Here is a 22,018-nt window from a genome sequence, read left to right as displayed (position 1 = left end):
TTGCTTATTTTTGCTTTAGCTTTAAAGTAAATACCATGAAACGACTCTACATCCTACTCCTTTCACTACTTGTGACTGTTTCCGTCATTGCACAACCGGTGTGTCAGGTGAAACACTTTTCCGTTAATGACGGTCTTGCCCAAGGTAATGTTATGGGTATGTTGCAAGACCGAAACGGACTTATCTGGTTCAGTACATGGAATGGGCTGAGCAAGTATGACGGTTATACATTTAAAACTTATAAGACTTCCCAAGAAGACCGGTACGCATTCGGCAGTAACCGTATGGGTACTATCATGGAAAGCAAGTACGGAGACATCTGGTGTCCCACATACGACGGGCAAGCCTGCCTGTTTGATGTAGAGACGGAAAAGTTCATCGATATCTTGCAGCCGCTTGAATACGCCACCAAACACTCCAACCATGTCGTCCGTATCCAATCGCTCAAAAAAGGAGTAGCCTGGATTATTTGTGAAAACGGATATACATACAGAGCAGACGAACAGCTATGTAAAAAAGGAGAAGGCATTACCCTGTATTCGACATTCACTCAGAATTTGAAAGGAGAACATATATTCACCGTTTACCAGGACTCCGATGAAGACGAATGGATATTAACAAACAAAGGCGTTACCATCGTGGGAAGTAAAGCCGTAGATACAGACTTCCCATTCCAATATATCACGCAAATCAAGGAAAACATCTACCTTGTAGCCGATAAAGGCAAATTGGCTCAATACAACTTTCGTACAAAGAAACTTAAGTTTATAAACATTCCTTGTCCGCATAACAGAATCAACACTATCGCCGCATTGGGAACAGATACGCTGGCATTAGGTACGGATAATGGTTTGATACTGTTTTCCGCCCATGACAATATGTTCCGACAAATTGATATCCGTACTTCCACCCAACCCTCCAACTATGTGGAGCAGATATATCAAGACCGGCAAAAAGACGTTTGGGTATTTCCCCGCAATCCGGGTATTGTCCGTCTCCACCTCGACAGCAATGAAAAAGAACACCTGTTCACCCCTCAAAATGAGGTTATCAAACACGGACGTAACAGCCGTAAACTGATATTTGAGGACAAAACCGGTATTTTATGGGTATTGCCTACCGGCGGTAATCTCTCCTACTACGATCGAAAAGAAAAGAAGCTCAAGCCCTTGCTTACAGATATCGACAATCCGAAATCCATATTCAGCCCGTTAGTCCGTTTTTATACTCTCGATACGCAGGGCAATTGCTGGCTGGCCACAGCACGTGGGATAGACCGGATAAGCTTTTTCCCGCAGAGTTATCAATTTAATCAAACCGACTATGAAGCGGAGACGCGTGCTTTTCTGCGAGACAGCCACAATCGTCTGTGGAGTGCATCCAAAGCGAGTTATATTCAAATATATGCTCCCGATGGCAGCTTGGAAGGTTACCTTTCCAACCAAGGTACCATTGTCAAGGAAAAACAAATCTTCCATAATGGAGTATACGCCATTATGGAAGACAAGGAAAAGAATATCTGGCTGGGCACCAAAGGAGCCGGCCTTTTCTTGCTCACCCCAAAAAGCTTGAATCAATATTCCATTACGCACTTCAAGCATCGTTCCGAGGACCCTTACAGTATAAGCGACAACAGCATATACTCGATTTTCCAAGACAGCCGCAACCGCATCTGGATAGGTTGCTATGGTGGCGGATTGAATCTGTTCACCCCCGGAAGCAACGGTTCCCCCATATTTATCCACAGTAATAATGAGCTGAAGAATTACCCTACGGATTATGGCATGAAAGTACGCAACATCACAGAAGTATCCGGCGGAGTAATCTTAGTAGGTACCACGGACGGACTGCTCACCTTTTCCAATAAGTTCGAATTGCCGGAAGAAGTGAAATTTTATAGAAACTGCCACAAACCGGGCGACAAGAACAGCCTCATCACCAATGACATTATGCAAATCTATACAGACAAGCAAAAAGCGACGTATGTGGTTAGCTTTACAGGCGGCATCAGCAAAATTATTTCAACCCGGCTGCTTAGTGAAGAGATACGTTTCAAAAACTACGATAAAAGCAACGGGCTGGCTTCCGACCTGACACTTTCGATGATAGAAGACACATACTCCCAATTATGGATTGTTTCCGAGATAGCTTTGTCCAAATTCGATACCGCCAAAGAAACCTTTGAGAACTATACGCTCGGTTCCACCTATCAGCAACAGTTTAACTTCTCGGAAGCCCTTCCGGTAATCAACGCCCGGCAACAAGTCGTGCTGGGAACCGACAAAGGCTTTCTGGAAATCACTCCCGGAAAGATGCGGAAAAGCGCTTATGTTCCTCCCATTGTATTCACCGGTTTCAAAATACAAGGACACCCGGCCTCCCATTCCATCAATAACCTGAAAGAATTGGAGCTAAAGGCATCGCAACGGAATGTCACTTTCCAGTTTGCAGCGCTCGACTACGTAAATCCCGACAACATACTTTACGCTTACCGCTTGCAGGGACTGGAGGATGAATGGAACGAAGCGGATAACAACCGCTCCGCAAGTTACATCAACCTGCCCGCAGGGAAATACCGCTTACAAATAAAGTCGACCAACAGTGACGGTGTATGGACAGATAATATCCGCACACTCTCCATCCATGTACTCCCCACATTCTGGGAAACATACTGGGCATGGCTGCTCTATTGTCTGCTGTTCATCCTGTTCACCGCAACTATTGTATACGTGCTGTTCTATATTTATCGCCTGCGTCATCGTGTAGATATGGAACAACAACTCGCCAATATCAAACTGCGCTTTTTCACCGATATATCTCACGAACTGCGTACCCCGCTGACCCTGATAGGCAGTCCGGTAGCTGAAGTTCTGGAGAATGAACCCCTCTCTCCGACTGCCCGCGAGCACCTTACCCTGGTACGCCGGAACACGGAACGAATGCTCCGCCTTATGAACCAGATACTCGACTTCCGCAAGATTCAGAATCAAAAGATGAAACTATTGGTAGAAGAGACCGATTTGATTTCTCTCTTGCAAAAAGTGATGGATAGTTTCCGTCTTATCGCCAAAGAAAAGAACATAGACTATCAAATGAAGTCACCAATCGAGTCCGTCTACGGTTGGGTAGACCGGGACAAATTCGAGAAGATATTCTTCAACCTGCTTTCCAACGCATTCAAATATACGCCGGAAGGCAAAGCCATTACAATAAAAGTGCTCCCCCACAATGAAACCATTGATATTGAGGTGGCGGACGAGGGTATCGGAATCGCCGCCGAAATGCAGCGTACCCTTTTCCAACGCTTTGAAACGCTCGTAAAGCAGAATATCCTTCAACCGTCTTCCGGTATCGGCCTATCCTTAGTGAAAGAGATGGTAGAGATACATCACGGAACGATTCAAGTAGACAGTCAGCCCGGCATAGGTAGTCGTTTCACCGTGACTTTACCGTTACGAAAGCAAGTCTTTGAGGAAGACGCGCAAGTAGAATTCATATTGAACGACATCCAGACCGCATCCGCCCCGACAGATGAAGAAACCAAAAGGCAGGAAGATACGGAAACCAAGGAAGAATTCGACAGCAATCTTTCCGAATGTCATTCCATACTGGTGGTGGAAGACAACAAAGAATTGAGAACATTCTTAAAGAACAGCTTGTCCGAACACTACACCGTCATCACCGCAGCCAACGGAAAAGAAGGTTTGCAACATGCCATTGACGACCTCCCCGACCTAATCATCAGCGATGTCATGATGCCCGTAATGGACGGCCTGGAAATGGTTAAACAAATCAAGGAGAACAGCGCCATCTGCCATATTCCCATCATCATATTATCAGCAAAAGCCTCACTCGACGATCGCATCGCCGGATTGGAGCAGGGTATAGACGATTACATCACCAAGCCTTTCAGCGCCACCTATCTGAAAACCCGTATCATAACATTGCTTCGCCAACGCAAATCATTACAGGAAATGTATATGGCACAATTAACCGACAGCAAAAACGCCTGCATATCTTCCGGTCTCACCCCGTCGCAACCTCAGATTACTCCGTACGACGAGAAGTTCATGCAGAAAGTAATGGAGTTCATGGAAACGCAAATGGACAACAGCGAACTGACCATCGACGCCTTTGCCGAGCATTTAATGCTGAGCCGTACCATATTCTACCGGAAACTGAAATCCATAATCGGTCTTACCCCCGTGGATTTCATACGTGAAATCCGCATTAAGCGTGCCGTCCAGTTAATAGACAGCGGAGAATACAACTTCTCGCAAATAGCCTACATGACCGGATTCAGCGATCCGAAGTATTTCAGCAAATGCTTTAAGAAAGTAATGGGAGTAACGCCCACGGAATACAAAGAGAAATAAAAATATCACTCCGTTTCGACCGGATATTACCCGTCAAAATACAAGAAAGTGCCTACTATTGCAGTCGTTAATATAGAATACCATAAAAAACTGTCAAGATGAAAAAGCAATGGATTATCGTCTGCCTTTCCGGTATGTTAACGGCAAGCGTGCAGGCGCAACAATCAAACTATGTCTCCGAGGTATGGGTTGCCGACCAAGGAAACGGAACTTACAAGAATCCCGTTCTCTTTGCAGACTACTCCGATCCGGATGTATGTCGTGCAGGCGACGACTTCTACCTGACTTCATCCAGCTTCGGCTGTCTGCCGGGATTACAGATTCTTCACTCCAAAGACCTCGTAAACTGGTCTATCATCAGCGCCGCCGTGCCTACCGCGCTGCCTCCCGTTACAACACCCGAACGTCCGGAACACGGTAACCGCGTATGGGCTCCCAGCATCCGGCATCACAACGGTGAGTTCTACATATTCTGGGGAGATCCCGATCAAGGAATATTCATGGTGAAATCCGCTAAAGCGGAAGGCCCGTGGAGCGAACCTGTACTGGTGAAAGAGATTAAAGGCATTATCGACACGTGTCCGCTTTGGGATGAGGACGGCAAAGTATATCTGGCGCATGCATACGCCGGCAGCCGCGCCGGGCTGAAAAGCGTAATCTCCGTATGCGAACTGAATGCCGGCGCAACGAAAGCAATCGGCCCGTCACGTATCATTTTCGACGGCCACGAAGCCCACCAGACATGCGAAGGTCCGAAACTCTACAAGAAAGACGGCTATTACTACATATTCCTCCCTGCCGGAGGAGTAGCAACCGGCTGGCAGGTGGTGCTTCGCTCCAAGAACATTTACGGCCCTTACGAAAGCCGCACCGTGCTTGCACAAGGCAACACCCCTGTCAACGGGCCTCACCAGGGCGGATGGGTGGATACTCCTACCGGTGAGGACTGGTTCATGCACTTTCAGGATGTAGGCGCCTACGGACGGGTGGTACATTTGCAGCCTATGAAGTGGATAGACGGATGGCCCGTAATAGGCACGGATAGAGACAATGACGGATGCGGCGAACCCGTGCTGACTTACCGCAAGCCCGATGTAGGCGGAACATATCCGACCTGTACTCCTCAGGAAAGCGACGAGTTCGACGGATATACCCTCTCCCCCCAATGGCAATGGCATGCCAACATCAACGACAAATGGGCCTATTATGCCGGCGACCGGAGCATGGTACGCCTTTACTCGCATCCCGTGACGGAAGATTACAAAAACCTATGGGATGTACCCAATCTGCTGTTGCAGAAAACCCCGGCGGACAATTTTACGGCAACCATGAAACTGACATTCAGCCCCAATCCCAAATACAAGGGAGAGCGTACCGGGCTGGTTGTCATGGGTATGGACTATGCCGGACTAATCATGGAAAATACGGAGCAAGGCCTTATGCTTTCGCAAGTCACTTGCCGGAAAGCGGATAAAGGAACAGCCGAAAAAGCAAACGGCAGTATTTCCCTGAACAATCCCACCGTATATCTGCGTGTCAAGTTCAGCGCCGACGGTGAGAAAGTGAAAAAGACAGACGACCTGCTTGTACTCTGCCAATTCAGTTACAGCCTCGACGGCAAGAAGTTCCGACCGCTCGGAGAGACGTTTCAAGCCAGAGAGGGTAAATGGATAGGCGCCAAAGTAGGCATGTTCTGCACGCGTCCCGCCATTCGCGCCAATGACGGCGGCTGGGCTGATGTCGACTGGTTCCGCATCACAAAGAAATAGTCACCTTAATCAAAATATCATTTTAAGAAACAAATATCCCTATTATAACTTATGAGAAACAGAATCACATACTTACTCGCCTGTCTCGTCGTTTCGAGCGGCAGCCTTGCACAATCTATCTACAAGGACAACAGTTACAGCCCGGCAGAGCGTGCGGAAGATTTGGTAAAGCAACTTACATTGGAAGAAAAAGTCGCCTTAATGATGGATAATTCCAAGCCGGTAGAGCGGCTGGGCATCAAGCCGTACAACTGGTGGAACGAGGCCTTGCACGGAGTGGCCCGCAGCGGTTGGGCAACCGTATTTCCGCAACCCATCGGCATGGCGGCTTCATTCTCTCCCGAAGCCCTGCACACCGCTTTCGTCGCCGTATCCGATGAAGCCCGCGCCAAGAATGCCGCATATTCCGCGGAAGGAAGCTACAAGCGCTATCAGGGATTGACAATCTGGACTCCCACCGTCAATATCTATCGTGACCCTCGCTGGGGACGCGGCATAGAAACCTATGGAGAAGACCCGTATCTGGCAAGCGTAATGGGTGTCAGCGTCGTGAAAGGCCTGCAATGCCTGGACGAAAACGAGAAGTATGACAAAGTACACGCTTGCGCCAAGCATTTTGCCGTACATTCCGGCCCCGAATGGAACCGCCACAGTTTCAATGCGGAGAACATCAGTCCGCGCGACCTGTATGAAACCTATCTCCCGCCTTTTGAAGCCTTGGTAAAAGAAGGAAAAGTAAAAGAAGTGATGTGTGCCTACAACCGCTTTGAGGGTGAACCGTGTTGCGGCAGTAACCGGCTGCTGAACCATATACTCCGCCGGGAATGGGGTTACGACGGCATCGTCGTATCGGATTGCAGCGCCATCAGCGACTTCCACAACGACAAAGGACACAAGACCCATGCCGATGCAGCATCCGCCTCTTCCGCCGCCGTCTTGAGCGGAACAGACCTGGAGTGCGGTTCCAATTACCGTTCGCTGACGGAAGGAGTAAAGAAAGGCTTCATCGATGAAGCGGATATCGACCGTTCCGTAAAGCGACTTCTGCAAGCACGTTTTGAATTAGGCGAGATGGACGAGCCGGACCAGGTGAAATGGGCGCAGATACCCTACTCGGTCGTTTGTTCCGACAAGCACGACTCGTTATCGCTGGACATGGCACGCAAATCCATGACACTGCTCCTGAACAAGAACAATACACTGCCCCTCGAACGAGGCGGAACGACTATCGCGGTAATGGGGCCTAATGCCAATGACTCGGTAATGCAGTGGGGCAATTACAACGGTCTCCCCAAACGTACCATAACCATTTTGGACGGTATCCGCTCGGCCATGGGCAAGGATGACAAACTCATCTACGAACAAGGATGTTCATGGGTGGAACGCACACTGATACGCAGCGTATTCAACCAATGTAAATCCAAGGAAGGCGCCGGTTTCAGCGCCCGCTACTGGAACAACACAGAGTTTAAAGGCGCACCCGCAGCCACTTCCCGACTGACTACCCCGTTCCGTCTCTGTACTTCCGGAGCCACTGTTTTCGCTCCGGGCGTAAACCTGACCGACTTCTCCGCCACGTATCAAAGCGTATTCACCCCTCAGGAGACGGGAGAAGTAGTCTTCGACTTCTATTGCTACGGTTCCGTCAAACTGCTGGTGGACGGCAAAGAGATAGGCAGCTTCACAAACAAACACGGCAGCCGTCCGCGCGCCTACGGAATGCACGTGGATGCCGGAAAATCGTATGATATCGAAATCAAATTCCAATACTTCTCCAGCGATGCCCAGCTCAACTTCGATTTGGGCTTTAAAGAAGAAGCGGACATACAGCGTTCGGTAGCAAAGGTGAAAGACGCCGACGTCGTAATCTTTGCAGGCGGCATCTCCCCTCAACTGGAAGGCGAGGAAATGGGTGTGAAGCTGCCCGGCTTCAGAGGTGGCGACCGTACGGACATCGAGCTGCCTGCCGTTCAGCGGGAAATGATTAAGGCGCTTCATGACGCGGGAAAGAAAGTGATTTTCGTCAACTGTTCGGGCTCGCCCATTGCCATGGAGCCGGAAACGGAATACTGCCAGGCCATACTGCAAGCATGGTATCCGGGACAATCGGGCGGTAAAGCCGTTGCTGAAGTGCTGTTCGGCGATTACAACCCCGCAGGACGGCTGCCGGCAACATTCTACCGCAATCTTGCCCAGTTACCGGACTTCGAGGATTATAATATGGCAGGACACACCTATCGTTTCTTTAACGGCGAACCGCTCTTCCCCTTCGGCTACGGTTTGAGTTATACGACGTTCAAATACGGCAAAATACAACTGAAATCATCCGCCCAAACAGGTGAAACCGTAAAAATCACCGTACCGGTGACCAACACAGGCAGCCGCAACGGCGAAGAAGTAGTGCAGGTGTACCTCAAAAAGCAAGGCGAAGCAGACGGGCCTGTCAAGACTTTACGCGCCTTTAAACGCGTGTATATCCCCGCAGGAAAGACCGTGAAAGTCGAATTGGAGTTAACGCCCAAACAATTGGAATGGTGGGACAGCGCCACCAATACGATGCGTACCATGCCCAATACATTCGATGTGATGGTAGGTGGAAGTTCCAAAGACTGCGATTTACAGAAGAAAACGCTGAAACTGCTATAAAAGGACGGCCGTAAGGCTTATAAATCAATACAGCCATACCGCCTGCCATCGGTGGTTCCCATATAAGAAGCCGGAAGTCTTATCCAAAGAGACTCCCGGCTTCTCCATGTAGCAACGAAAGTGCCGGCACGTGGTACAGAAAGTACCGGCACATGGTACACTTGGTACCAACGGTTGAAACTTCAGATACCAACGGTTGGTACACCTGCTACCAAAGGCAGGTACTTCGAATACCAACGGTTGGTACTTGAAGTTTCAACCGTTGGTATTTCCGGTAATATCAGGGAGAAAACTTATCAGTACCGTATGCAAGGACGGAATGTATCAGGGAATGTACAGGAAAGCCTAAATAAATAGGGGATAAACCAACCGCGGAACGCTGAAGTTCGGTTTATCCCCTTACTGCGTAGAAATATTAATCAATCAAAGAAATACGGACAAGTTTAATTCTGTGTCAACAATCTCTTTTCCGATATCTTATCATACTCTTTACCGTCGATGGTAATATTCGTGGTGTTTTCCACTTGCAGATAAGTATTGTCGGCGGTTTCTATCTCGATATTTTCCAAAGTGACGCCGGCCACCTTATTGATGAAAGCTCCTTTCTGCGCGTCGGTTATCCGCATGTTTCTGACGGAAAAGTTCTCGATAGGCATTTCCGGCAGTCCGTTCAGGAACATGGCACGTCCTGCGCCTTTGCAGGAAATATTGGAGATATGGATATTCTTGAAAGAAGGAGTTTCCTCGGTTACTGCGGGCACAGGAGCGCCGGGAGCATCTTTCACGGCATAGTACAGGTCGGCTATCAGGGCATCGCCCGGAATGTTTATCATATTGATATTATCCACATAGACGTTTTCCACTACTCCGCCACGGCCGCGCGTACTCTTAAAGCGCAATCCCACGTCCGTACCGATGAATGTACAGTCTGCCACATATACATTCCTGACACCGCCGGACATTTCACTGCCTACTACGAACCCGCCGTGTCCATGCAGCACTGTGTTGTTCTTTACCAGCACATTCTCGCAAGGTTCTCCGCGGCGACGGCCGTCGGCATCCTTACCCGACTTTATACAGATAGCATCGTCACCTGCGTCGAACAGGCTGTTTGTCACCACTACATTCTTACATGACTCCACATCGAGCGCATCACCATTCTGCGAGTACCAGGGATTGAATACTTTGACACCGTTCAAAGTCAGGTCTTCGCAAGAGAGCGGATGCAAGCACCAGCTCGGTGAATTGCGGAACGTAACGCCTTCCAGCAACACTCGTTTGCTTCTGACAATACTAAGCAGTACAGGGCGCAACCAACGCTTCATACCTTCCCACTCACTATTCGATATTTCTCTTTTTTCTTTGCTTCCGGTCAGTATAGAAGCTTTCAGAGCCCCTTCATTAGGATACCATACCTTACCGGACTCATCTACCACTCCACCCGACTTGAGCAAGGATTTCCACTGACCGTCGGTCATTTTATTACGTTTCACCGGTCGCCAGCTATCGCCCGAACCGTCGAGTACTCCATAGCCTGTAATGGCTATGTTCTCCGCATTCATCGCCGAAATAGGCGACTGGCAACGAAGCATATCCAAACCCTCGAACGAGGTACGCACCAACGGATATAAATCGGCATCACCGCTGAAAAGCACAAGGGCGTTCTTTTCGACATGCAGGTTGACATTGTTCTGCAGTACGACAGGGCCTGTGAGCCACAGGCCTTCGGGAATAACCACCTTTCCCCCGCCTTTCTCGCTTACCGCCTTAATGGCATTGTTGATGGCTTCGGTGTTCAGTGTCTCACCGTCCGCTTTTGCACCGAAATCACGAATATCCACTTGATAGTCGGGAAAGGACGGACGTTGTACAACGGGCATATCAAAGGGAAGAGCTTCGTAGAGGTCTTCAATATATGTATCGTTGTGTTGTTCTGTCGAGGTACTTTGGCAAACGCAAAGCATCCCTAAGATGACGGGCACGAAGCCCGTCATTTTCAGTAAGTTGTTCATATTTGTTATAAAGCTTTTAATTAGTATGCCGTATGGTTACTTTATTCTTGAAACCATGAAGCGTCTGCATTACTGTCCCAACTCATTATTTTTTCCCGGCTACCGAAATTTGCATTAAACTCCGATTCATTGAGATTACGTACAGTGGCTCTCACCGCCTCAGGAATAAGATTATAGAATTCGGCACCCGATTCATTCGTACAACCATACATCTTACAACCTTCGGTAACAGTAGGTTGATTGGGAACCAGCGGTTTATTTTTTTCAACAAAATTCTGTCCGTACGTATCGGCAAACGTACAATTCAAGAAGGTAAGATTATCAGGTTCATACTGATAGATTAGTGTAGATTGATAACCTGCCCCTACTGTAAATCTGCAACGGTCGAATACATAACCCAGATAATCTTTCGTAACACGAGCCTGCATCACAGCACGGGTACCGGTAGGTGCATGCAGTTCACAATCTTCAAATAATACGACTTTACCCGATCCCCAAATGAAGTCCGTAGCGCCTTCAATATAACATTGGTAGAACCAATTGTATCCACCGCCTGGAAGTAAGGTATCCTGATAACCAATCAACCGGCAATTGACAAAAGCAGCAGACTCATTATCAATATAAAGCGCTTCACCAAACCCCCGGTATCTACAATTTGTATTCTCTATCGTAACGTTCTCAAAACGGATATGCTCTGATTTACCACAAATAGTCATTACCGAACGTCCGCCGGAAGTAACCGGGGTACCGATCGGTGCAAACTGGTCAAAACTTGTCCCCTTACCAGTGCCACCGTTATAGCTATTATCATTATCATACTGAATACTCACCGCCATATTATCTCCCGAGTTACCTTTAATGGTAATATTACTTTGGTCGCGCAAGTAAATTATTTCCTGATAGATACCGTTATCCATTTGAAACACTTTCCGTGCATCTAAATCAACATGAGTAGCACAAAAGTCAATAGCTCCCTGCAATGTATAAAAGTCAGCATTCACATCAGTATGACTGATCTTCACATTATATTCTCCTCCGGCAAATGTAGGAGCAGCCTTTGTCTTGAAACTCCATGCACGGCCATAGATACCTGCAAAATCTTCTTGAATGACAGCATCCCGATCAATAACCACATAATATTCTGTATCAAAGTCCAAACGTTGCTGGTGAGGCTTGATAATAAAATCCTTTCCTTCTACACGTGCCGCATAATAGTTTACCACTCTACAATTAGCGGAAGAGCCTGTCGGAGTTACCCCAACGGCATCCATCCAAGTATTCAAATAGCGCGGACGCTGATCTTCCTTATCTGTGGGAAACGGATCTCTCCGTTCTCCCATATTAATCTCATCCACCATCTTATGGTCGCTCTTACGGTAAATACGGATATACCCGCTCTCTCCCAATTCAGGTGCCACACCTTCGAAAGAAATCTTCAATTCGGTATCGGCAAATGCATCGGTCGCTTCATTGGCAGGGAAAAGATTATATCCGGCAGGCTTATGTCCGTCAGCCGTACCTTCTTCTTTGCTTCCATCATCCCAAGGAGCGGAGCTATTACCGGCATCTACATCTTCCAACCGTCCTACAATAATATCGGCAGTAGGATCAATGTATATCCCAAATGTATATTGAGAACCCGGATTGAACTTGGGCAAACTGATGTCGAGGTCGGCAAATACCCATTCACGTGTTCTACCATCCAGCACAAAAGATACTTTATAGGCATTACTTAATGCAGTAGGCAGAATAATAGCTTCCCGATAGTCCGTGGCAGTATTCACATAGGGAGCGATATCCGCAACGGCAGCCTCGTCCGTAGTCAATACTCCTGTCTGCACGTTGAATGAAGCCGAAACAGGCATTCCCTGTATCTTTACATCACTTACTGTCAAAGGCCTTTTCTCCATATCCATGAACTTCAGTACCACTTTGGAAAGGCGGTGAGTAAACTTCAATGCGATATCGGTATCACTCTCTTTATCATAAACATACGGTTCGGCCGTAGTACCGTAAAGCAAATCGCAGGCTGTACTTCCATTGCTTTGGTCTGCTATTGCCACGGGATAATTGAAGTCCTGTATATCCGCATTGTACGGATAATAGGCTACGAACTTCACCGGAGTACCGTCATCCTGCACCGTAAGCGGCGTTTCCGAAGTAAAAGCCACCGATTGTCCGGCCTCTGTGCAGACATAAGGCGTATTGACGGCTTCCGATACAAGTTCGGAAGTTTCCGCATTCAATACGTAGGTTCCAATCTTATCCCCGTTTGTCCAGGACGTTCCGTCCTGTGTAATGCGAGTTGTAAATCCTGTCAAATCTACACCGAACGTAATCGCTCCGGAATTAAGGGCAGGATTGCTACCCGTCTCCTGCTCGTCATCCGAGCAGGAGAGGCATAGTAGGCCTAAAAGGGGATATAATAAGGTATGAAATAGTCTCATAGTTTTTATATTCTAAATAATATTACGATAGAAGCAAATGTTATTCTACTGACTTGTACCAACGCGGGTCGCCGACTTTGGCATCAATCAAAAGCGTAAAATCTCCGTTGGCTGCATCCTGCATCAGTTCGGACATCTGATAATCCGTATTGAATTTAACATTTTTAAATCCTCCCGTAGCAACTACATCCGTACCATCATTCTTTGCTGCATAGTTGCCTTCCCCTGTGGATGCGGTGGTATTATAAGAAAGATTATCGTGTGAAGGGTCTATCAAAGCAGACACATTGTTTTCGTAGGTTATAACACAGCCATTATTCGTTCCCTGAATAGGTGTCTTATCCAAACTTACCAAAGTACAGTGCTGTACAATAATGGTCGGATTGGGAGCTGTTCCATTAGTATGCGGATGAATAGCCTGTCCTGACATTTTATAGAAAGTCGAATTGGTCAATACTAATTCTTTCGAGCGATATTCTTCAAAGACAGCCATCATATCGTGCATATAGCAATCGTCTACGATAAAAGAGGCCAAAGCGTTTCTGTCAGTATCATGTTCCTTATTGCCATTCCAATTACAGAGATGCTTCATTCCGCTAAGCTCGCATTTCTTAACTTCAATGACTGCATCTGCCGCAAACTGGTTGGCAAGATTACCATCTGCGGCATTGCTCAATAGAGAAGTATTCTTATCACCCGTTATTTTCAGATTATTCAGAGCCAATCTTTGAAGACCTGTATTTATAATACTTTTCATCGCAACTTTCACCTGTTCTTCTCCGTCGCCCAACAACATCAGTTCCGTTACTTCGGCCGGTACGACAAGGTTCTCGCTAAAACTATAAGACGCGTCAGCCGCAAACAGCAAAGCAATCTTACCCGAAGCATTATTCAATACAGCAGTCAAATCCGTAGCCTCATTCACCGGAACCGTCGCATATCCGCTTGGTATTGCCGGATTGGTTTCGGTAGCATCACCATCTTCTCCCTCGCCCGGTTTCCAACCTTCCGTACTTCCATTACCCCCCGAAACCAAGTTACCAGACATATCTTTCAGATTAATATTAAATGTATACTCATAACCCGGATCAAACTTTGTCACTTTACTGGTTGACGGCACCATATACTGGAATCTTTCACCATTAGCATCAATAGTAACCGACATTACTTGCGCCAAACTTCCGGCAGGCAGCATTACACCTACGAAAGACTTATCCGACAATTTATGTAATGTTATCGCTTGCGGCATATCCTCTATGGCTAACTCACCTTTAAGAAGGTCGAATCTCGCAGTAGAATTCAATCCGTTGACTTTGACACTCTCTACTTTAACATCATCATTGTTTATATTGACATACAACAAAGCCAACTGGTGATGAAAGGTCAATGACAGTCCTTTACTCAACAAATCACCCGTACTCATGTCACCGGTTGACGCCCACATCAAATCATGTGCGGAAATACCTGCCGACTGGTCTGCAATATCTACATTATAAATGCCTGCACCCGCATCAACTTTACCCGCATCAGCAGAAGAGTACGGATAATACGCCATAAAGTAACAAGGTTGATCGTAAATACCGATACCACCGTCAGCAGCCACAAAATTTGTGGTAGCTGATGTTTCTTGTAAATCTGCGTTATATTGTATATTCATGGCAGAGTTTCGAATATTATCAGTTTCCGCATCCAACATATACACTCCGATGGCATCCCCTTGCTCCCACTTACTATCCAAACTGACACGTGTAGCAAAACGATCGGTACCGGATTGTATGGTTTCCAACTTTTTTTCACCCAAAGCATTGGAAGCCAATTCGTCCACCTCGCTGCATGCAGCCGCCAATGTGGAAGCGGCCGCTGCAAAGAATAAGTATCTAAGTTTCATACTATTAAATTATTAAGTTTGTAATTTCTATTGTTTCTTCCATTAATTTCTATTACTTATCTCATTTTTTATCAAGGTAACCAGCGCGTATCGCCTGCACGGTTAATTACAATAGGTGAAGAACTGTCCTTGATGGTAAGGTCTCCATTGTCCGGATCAACAAAAAGTTCCGCTGCCGTGATATCCAAATCCGTTGCATTCATCTTGGCACCACCCAATGCATAGTCCTTTGTCGTATAGTTATTGGAGAAATGAGTGGTAGTATTAGCACCCGCCACATATAAATCTCCCGAAGGTGACGCAAGCACCATACCTTCAATGGTAAGTTCGGAACCAACTGCAGAGCTGATGTTAATCAATCGCTTGTTGAGACTATAGTTATAGATTGTAATATTCTTGAATTCCAACTGTATAGGCTTATCCACATAAGGCGCATAGAAAAGATTGCCCCAACCGAATCCTGCCGTTCCGTCATTATCACGACTGAAAGTACAGTTACGGAACACCGCCTTATCTATCTGGTCGTACGATGTCGGGTCGTTGAACGAACGTAAGTCTACCAAACCGTAACTACCCGTCTGCCATCCGCATTTATCAAAACGGCAACCTTCTACTTCAAAGTTCATAATATGCTTACCGGTTGCTTGCTGATGACGCCAGAATCCACGGGTCAACCCGATGAAGTCACAGTTGACAAAGCTGACGCTCTCAAGAGTAAACGATTTATCGGCATTCATAAAGTATTTATTGTTGGAAGCATGCTGGAACTCAATATTCTCAAATTCCAATGATGTAATATACGAACCCTCCGCAATCTTCCACCAATCATCCAGAATCACTTTCGGCTTGACTCCATCACTGCTGCCCACCAAACGGAAACCTTTGGCAAGCTCGAACGGAGTGACGCGATAAGAAGAACCGGCAGGCAGATAATATTCCGTTCCTTCGGGAACTTCAGGGTTGAGGTCGTTTTCCTGCAACATGGCAGACAAGTCATCCGACGGCCCCACAGGTATGGAAGAAGCCGACGGCCCTGCGGTACGAAGCGTCACCGAGTTGTAAGGTTTATCATACTTACGAGGTTTGTTGGTATCATACACATTGACGGTATAAAGCGTATTCTTTGTCAACCCCTCAATCTCGGCATAGCCCTGCAACATTTCATCAATAGTAAGATAACGGCTGACACCCGGCAGCGTTGTATCCATCATCGGCATAACACTGATACTGTCCACCGGGTCTTGTTGATAGTTTTTCTTCCAGCGGATGACAGCCGACGTTTCGGTAATTTCCGTCTTGGAAACATCTTCGAGCAAACGCGTGAATTCCGGACGTTTCTCGGTAGATGCCGTAGCATAGCTCCACTGTGAATTGTTGACCGCATCGGCAGCATTGCTGCGTACACGGATATAGTAGGTGGTTCCATAAGGAATATCATCTACAAACAACTGAGGCACTGTAGTCTCTTGCGCCATGAACAGATTGTTGTGATACTGGTCCAGGTAGTACTCTACGGTATAAGAAACCGCATCATTCACCTCGTACCACACAAGGCTGATAGAGTTTCCTGTCACTTCAGGCTCGTCCAACACGAAACGGGGCTGAAAGAGGTCGTCTATCTTATTGTATTTATCATCCGTACAGCCGGTAAGCAGCGCCCCACACAGCAATACGGGCGATGCGGCCATTATCAGTTTATGGAATAATTTTATCATAACTTTCTTCTTTTTGCTGTTATTAATATCCGTAATAGTTTTGAATCAGTCCCCGGTGGTCGGTAATGACTTTAGAAGGATAGGGACAGAGGTAACGCAGAGGATCGGTAGGCTTTACCGTCTGCTCGTTGTTTTGATTGATGAAGCCTCGGAAACTCCAATAGATTTCGCTCGCGGCCTCATACTGTTGCGTCTCCTGATTAAGTACCCGCCATGCAATGGCATACTCTTTCATCTCGTAACCGGCAGGACGCCCTACTTCCGGACCGTATTCATCAATACCTACAATATCAAGAACCTTGCGTTCGGGATGTTCAGAATCTTCCACACTCTGATAGTAGATACGTTCAGGCACTTTATCCACACCCGGAACGGCAGTACCATTGGCAACCAACCCCCAATCAATCATCTGGTTGTAAAGATTGTAAATAACCTCACCGTATTTATTCCAACGGGCAAGGTCGTACTTACGGATTCCTTCACCGCCAAACTCCCACTTGCGTTCGTCCATTATGGCTTGAAAAAAGTCCTGTTCATTGGTGAGCGCGGCTACATAAGCATCTACCTTTTCTGCATGAAGAGAAGAGTCGAACGCACGGCGCCGCACACGTTTCAAAGCTTCCTGAGCATCATCACGCGGACCATAAAGTTCGTTTACGGCTTCGGCATACATCAGCAGTACATCTGCAAAGCGCATACGTACATTGTTAATTCCCGTATTGGAACCGCTGGTAGCACCCAAAGGAGCCTGCATATAGAGTTTGGACCATTTGGCGGCGCCCATCCCTGCAATTCCCATATCATATTCCTGATTGAGATTTTTGTCGTATTTGTAAGGAACGCAAGTCATGTCACGGCGCAAATCGTCTTTATCGAATGAAAATACGTACGTACCACAAAAGGTTACATAATTACGGGCGCTTCCATACTCATGGCTGCCTTCGGCAATCGTTACGCCAATGTTATAGCCAAAACGACTGCTTATGCTTTTCAACATAGGTACGGCAAAGATTACATCATCGTTATTAGCTGTTTTCCAGTTACATTCATTCACCCACAAATCTTTAAAGCTCTGGTTCAAATCGTGTTTCCCCTCTTTGATAACCTTGCCTAAGTAGGTTATGGCGATTTGATAATAGTGTTCAAAATTGTCTCCACGTTCCATATAACCCACATTAGCCGGATTATCCTTATCGGCACGCAACGCCCAGCCACCGCGATAAAGAGCAAGCTGCCCTATAAGTGCCTGGCAATATTCGCGTGAAGCGCGCTCTACGCCATAATCCAAATCGGCCGCGTACTTCATCATAGGCTCTGCGGCAATAAGGTCATCGATAAGAAATTCCAATATCTTATCACGATTGGTTGTACCGCGGCTAAAGAAATCATCGGTAGACCGCGTAGCCTCTGTAACAAACACCACATCTCCCCATGTACGGATCAAATCGAGGTAGAACATGGCACGAAGCGTTTTCACTTCACCATACATTTGCTGCGTTTCGGTAGGTCCGTCTTTTGACACCTCTTCCGACCAAAGGGGAGACTCCTCGACAGATTGCAGGAAGTCATTGGCATAGTTGATTACATAGTACAAATTGTTCCAAGTACTGTTCAGCGTTCCCCAAGTGGGGCGCGAATCGAAACAACCGATATCCGAACCGGCAGAATTGACTGTGCTGTTCTTAAAGGATGACATCTCCACATCGGTATTCGTATTAAGACCGCTTGCAAGGTTACTGCCGTAAAGCCCGTCTTCCGTCATGGAGGAGTAAATGCGGGTCATCAGCGATTTCATTTCTTCCTCAGAGGAGAACACATATTCCGGAGTAAAGCCTGATGCAGGAGTCACATCCAGAAAATCATTGCAGGATGACAAGGAAAGCATAGAACCTGCGATGAATGCGTATAATATTTTCTTATTCATTGTTCCTTCTTTTTTAGATTCAATTAAAAGGTTAACTGCGCACCAAAAGTATATGTACGGCTACGCGGATAACGGTTGTTATCGATATTCGGCGTAAGTCCGGTAGCGATGTCCACTTCCGGATCGTAACCGCTATAACCGGTGATAGTGAACAGATTACTGCCTGCCACATAGAAACGAACTTTATTCAGACCGGCTTTCTTTGTCCACTCCTGAGGTAAAGTATAACCAAGCGTAGCAGAGTTGAGACGTAAGAACGAACCGTCTTCTACCGCATAGGACATGCTGATAGGCTTACCGATAGAGGTAGGATTCCACATCGTAGCATTCTTATTGAACTCGGCAAGAAGTTCCGGACTGTAACGAATTTCATTACCCATATCATCGAAGTTACGCCAACGCTTGTCCGAAGCTACCTCCATACCGAAATTGTTCTCGTGGTTGTCGGCCCATGTAGTAAGCATCACTTTATTGGCATTGAATACATCAAAGTCATACATGAAGTTGAAGAACATACTGAGGTCAAATCCTTTATATGTGGCGTTCAGGCCAAAACCACCCGAGAACTTCGGAGTAGTATTACCGATAACCGTACGATCCGCTTCTGTCAGTTGATAAGGATTGGAACTGTTCGGGTCTACGGGAGTCAACTTCTTGAACTTGGCATTACCGGGACGCGGAGTGTCTGAAAGCGGGCTTGAATCTACCACACCTTCTTTCAGCTTCCATGTGCGCGATTTGGAATCGAAATATTCAAAGTCTTCCACTTTATAAAAACCGTCATTGACATATCCGTAAATCAAACCGCTGGTTCCGCCTACATAAGCGCGGTAATCGTCAGCGTTCATCACACTCTTATTCCAACCGGAAGTAAGTATCCACTCTTTCTCTCCGCTCGCCAGTTTATCAATCTTATTTTTATTATGACCGATGTTGAAAGTCGCGTTCAACGAGAAATCTTTTGTCTCGACGATGTAAGCATTCAATTGAAGCTCAATACCTTTGTTGGATGTTTGTCCCACATTTGTCATCAGCTTGGTGTAGCCCGTATAGCCGGGGATGTCCGAAGGAACCAACAGGTCTTTCACCGTATTCCAATAGATATCTACCGTACCGCTAAGACGTTCTTTGAAGAAACCGAAATCGAAACCCAAGTTACGGGTAACGGTCGTTTCCCATTTCACATTAGGATTGTAGACGTACTTGGTATTGTAGAACTGATAATAATAGTGGCTCATCTCTCCCCAGCCGGCAGGTGTCTTGCTGCTTACTCCGTAAAGCTTTTGATATAAATCGGCATCAATGCGGTCATTACCGGACGTACCGTAACTCAAACGTAACTTCAAATTGGATATCCATGTAACATCCTGCATAAAGTCCTCGTTAGAAAGACGCCATGCCAATGCTCCTGCGGGGAAAAATCCCCAGCGATTATTGGCTGCGAACTTAGACGAACCGTCGGCACGGAGTGTAAATGTAGCCAGATACTTATCCTTATATCCGTAGTTGATACGACCGAAGAAAGAGGAAATACGTGAAGGAGAATCCGCCTTTGAGGAATTCTCATAAGGCGTACCGAGCGACAAATTATCAAACGCCTTCTCCGCGGTTGTATTCTCCGGGAAATAACGTGTGGAATACGTTTTCGTAGTTGTTTGCTGGTTCTTGATTTCCTGTCCTAACATCAGGCGGATATCATGCGCATCATCATCTAAAGTAAAATTATAGTTCAAGACGTTGGTCAACTGCCATTTGGTTCCTTGCTTCATCATCCATTCCGCCATGGGTTGGTTGTTGTTGTTCTTGGCATTTTTGGTTCCCATCCCCCAGAACTTACGCTGTTCTTCCGTATTATTTTCAAAACCAAATTCGTTACGCAAAGTCAACCCTTTCGCAATATCCCATGTCAAGGCTCCCATAGTATTAAGCGATTTATTGATTCGCTTCTTATAGTTCTTCTCGGATTCCTCCTTCGGATTGAAACGTACGATTTCTTCCAATTGGTCGGGATCGAAATAAGTATCGTCTTCGGGTAAAGTCATATATTCGTCCAGCCCTTCGGTAGGAGCCTGACGCAGAGCATCCAGCAAACTGACACCTTCCGTACCCGAACCGTCCACTTCTTTGTGCAACAGGCGCGTACGGTATTCCATCGTAAGAAACTTGAAAGGCTTGAAATTAAAGGAAGCATTCAGGTTATTTTGCTTCAATCCATTACCTACCATTACACTGGGTTGGTCTTGATGAATAAACGCCAGTTTATACTTTGCTTTTTCAGTACCTCCGTTTACGCTCAAATCAAGATAAGAAGCCACGGGATGGGTTCCGAACACTTCATCCTGCCAGTCCGTACCGGGATCTCCCTGATAAATATAATGCTCGTAGGCATGACCATATTTATTGTTGAAGTCAGTCGGATTGGAACTTTTCTGACGGGCATTTTCATATTGCATCAGTACAAATTCATAAGGGTCCATCACGTCCAGTTTATTGGAGAGTGTTTTAGTTTGTATATATGTATTCAAGCTGATAGACACACGTCCCTCTGTCGGATTCTTGGTCGATACCAAAATAACGCCATTAGCACCGCGAGCGCCGTAAATAGCGGTAGAAGCAGCATCCTTCAATACCTCGATAGACTCTATATCCGTAGGCGGAACATCATTCAAGCTACTTACTTCGAACCCGTCAAGAATAATCAACGGACTGTTGTCCTGCGTAATAGAACCACCGCCACGCACCAAAATCTTAACTTCCGCATCCGGTGAACCATCTACTGTCGTTACCTGTACGCCCGGCAGTTTACCTACGATAGCCTCAGCCGCAGAAGTAGTCTGTACTTTCTCCAATATCTTTCCCGATACACTGGAAATAGAACCTGTAAGGTTACCTCTTTTCTGAGTTCCGTAACCGATAACCACCACATCTTCCAGCATACTGGCAGACTCTGTCATGTGTATATTGATGCCCGAAGTACGTCCTTTCAAAGGTTCTTTTACTTCTTCCATACCCACAAAGCTGATTTTCAGAACAGCTTTATCTACATTAGGAACGTTTGCCAACGAAAACTTTCCATCCAAATCCGTAGTACAACCAATTGTTGTACCTTGTACTATTACGGTGGCGCCAATCACAGGTCCGTAATCATCTGTCACCGTACCGGTCACAGTGGCAGTCTGCGCCACAGCACCGACTGCTACCATCAACAGGGTAAATATGCTTATGATTAACTTATTCATTC

Annotated in this window: 9 protein-coding genes; 3 read left to right on the top strand and 6 right to left on the bottom strand. The window is 46.6% G+C overall.

The genetic code is table 11. The features are described 5' to 3' along the window. Positions 1-35 precede the first annotated feature (35 nt). The 3 genes from BHV73_RS03015 (at position 36) to xyl3A (ending at position 8,791) form a co-directional block, all read left to right on the top strand. A complete protein-coding gene (locus tag BHV73_RS03015) occupies positions 36-4,376 on the top strand; it encodes a hybrid sensor histidine kinase/response regulator transcription factor (RefSeq protein WP_286736368.1) in 4,341 nt (1,446 codons plus the stop codon). Positions 4,377-4,510: 134 nt separating this feature from the next. Next, entirely contained in the window at positions 4,511-6,145 is a 1,635-nt protein-coding gene (locus tag BHV73_RS03010; RefSeq protein ID WP_087412852.1) for a glycoside hydrolase family 43 protein, read from the top strand. A 51-nt stretch (positions 6,146-6,196) separates the two neighbouring features. Then, a complete protein-coding gene (xyl3A, locus tag BHV73_RS03005) occupies positions 6,197-8,791 on the top strand; it encodes a xylan 1,4-beta-xylosidase (RefSeq protein WP_087412757.1) in 2,595 nt (864 codons plus the stop codon). 443 nt (positions 8,792-9,234) lie between these two features. Here xyl3A and BHV73_RS03000 read toward each other — a convergent pair whose 3' ends face one another. The 6 genes from BHV73_RS03000 to BHV73_RS02975 form a co-directional block, all read right to left on the bottom strand. Continuing rightward, on the bottom strand, positions 9,235-10,803 hold the full coding sequence (locus tag BHV73_RS03000; RefSeq protein ID WP_087412758.1) for a glycoside hydrolase family 28 protein: 1,569 nt from the start codon (positions 10,801-10,803) through the stop codon (positions 9,235-9,237). 41 nt (positions 10,804-10,844) lie between these two features. Next, on the bottom strand, positions 10,845-13,250 hold the full coding sequence (locus BHV73_RS02995) for a pectinesterase family protein (RefSeq protein ID WP_286736363.1): 2,406 nt from the start codon (positions 13,248-13,250) through the stop codon (positions 10,845-10,847). A gap of 40 nt (positions 13,251-13,290) precedes the next feature. Beyond that, positions 13,291-15,138: a fimbrillin family protein gene (locus tag BHV73_RS02990; protein ID WP_087412760.1), complete on the bottom strand. Its 1,848-nt coding sequence runs from the start codon at positions 15,136-15,138 to the stop codon at positions 13,291-13,293. Between the two features lie 71 nt (positions 15,139-15,209). Then, positions 15,210-16,853: a DUF5123 domain-containing protein gene (locus tag BHV73_RS02985; RefSeq protein ID WP_087412761.1), complete on the bottom strand. Its 1,644-nt coding sequence runs from the start codon at positions 16,851-16,853 to the stop codon at positions 15,210-15,212. Between the two features lie 22 nt (positions 16,854-16,875). Beyond that, the gene (locus tag BHV73_RS02980; RefSeq protein ID WP_022218886.1) at positions 16,876-18,777 is read right to left on the bottom strand and encodes a RagB/SusD family nutrient uptake outer membrane protein; all 1,902 of its coding nucleotides are present in this window, start codon (positions 18,775-18,777) and stop codon (positions 16,876-16,878) included. A gap of 23 nt (positions 18,778-18,800) precedes the next feature. After that, positions 18,801-22,016 (bottom strand): SusC/RagA family TonB-linked outer membrane protein, encoded by a 3,216-nt coding sequence (locus BHV73_RS02975; RefSeq protein ID WP_009122405.1) that lies wholly within the window; start codon positions 22,014-22,016, stop codon positions 18,801-18,803. Positions 22,017-22,018 lie beyond the last annotated feature (2 nt).

Origin of the sequence: Bacteroides sp. 44_46 (assembly GCF_001915465.1) — a bacterium.
In the GTDB taxonomy this organism is placed as follows: Bacteria; Bacteroidota; Bacteroidia; order Bacteroidales; family Bacteroidaceae; genus Bacteroides; species Bacteroides clarus.
Note: the sequence above shows the minus strand (reverse complement) of the source record. Positions and strands in the feature narration are given on the sequence as shown.

Excerpts from the sequence above, each read along its gene's own strand:
- BHV73_RS03000 (WP_087412758.1), bottom strand. The coding sequence starts at position 10,803 with ATGAACAACTTACTGAAAATGACGGGCTTCGTGCCCGTCATCTTAGGG.
- BHV73_RS02980 (WP_022218886.1), bottom strand. The coding sequence starts at position 18,777 with ATGAATAAGAAAATATTATACGCATTCATCGCAGGTTCTATGCTTTCC.
- BHV73_RS03015 (WP_286736368.1), top strand. The coding sequence starts at position 36 with ATGAAACGACTCTACATCCTACTCCTTTCACTACTTGTGACTGTTTCC.
- BHV73_RS02995 (WP_286736363.1), bottom strand. The coding sequence starts at position 13,250 with ATGAGACTATTTCATACCTTATTATATCCCCTTTTAGGCCTACTATGC.
- xyl3A (WP_087412757.1), top strand. The coding sequence starts at position 6,197 with ATGAGAAACAGAATCACATACTTACTCGCCTGTCTCGTCGTTTCGAGC.
- BHV73_RS03010 (WP_087412852.1), top strand. The coding sequence starts at position 4,511 with ATGTTAACGGCAAGCGTGCAGGCGCAACAATCAAACTATGTCTCCGAG.
- BHV73_RS02985 (WP_087412761.1), bottom strand. The coding sequence starts at position 16,853 with ATGATAAAATTATTCCATAAACTGATAATGGCCGCATCGCCCGTATTG.
- BHV73_RS02975 (WP_009122405.1), bottom strand. The coding sequence starts at position 22,016 with ATGAATAAGTTAATCATAAGCATATTTACCCTGTTGATGGTAGCAGTC.
- BHV73_RS02990 (WP_087412760.1), bottom strand. The coding sequence starts at position 15,138 with ATGAAACTTAGATACTTATTCTTTGCAGCGGCCGCTTCCACATTGGCG.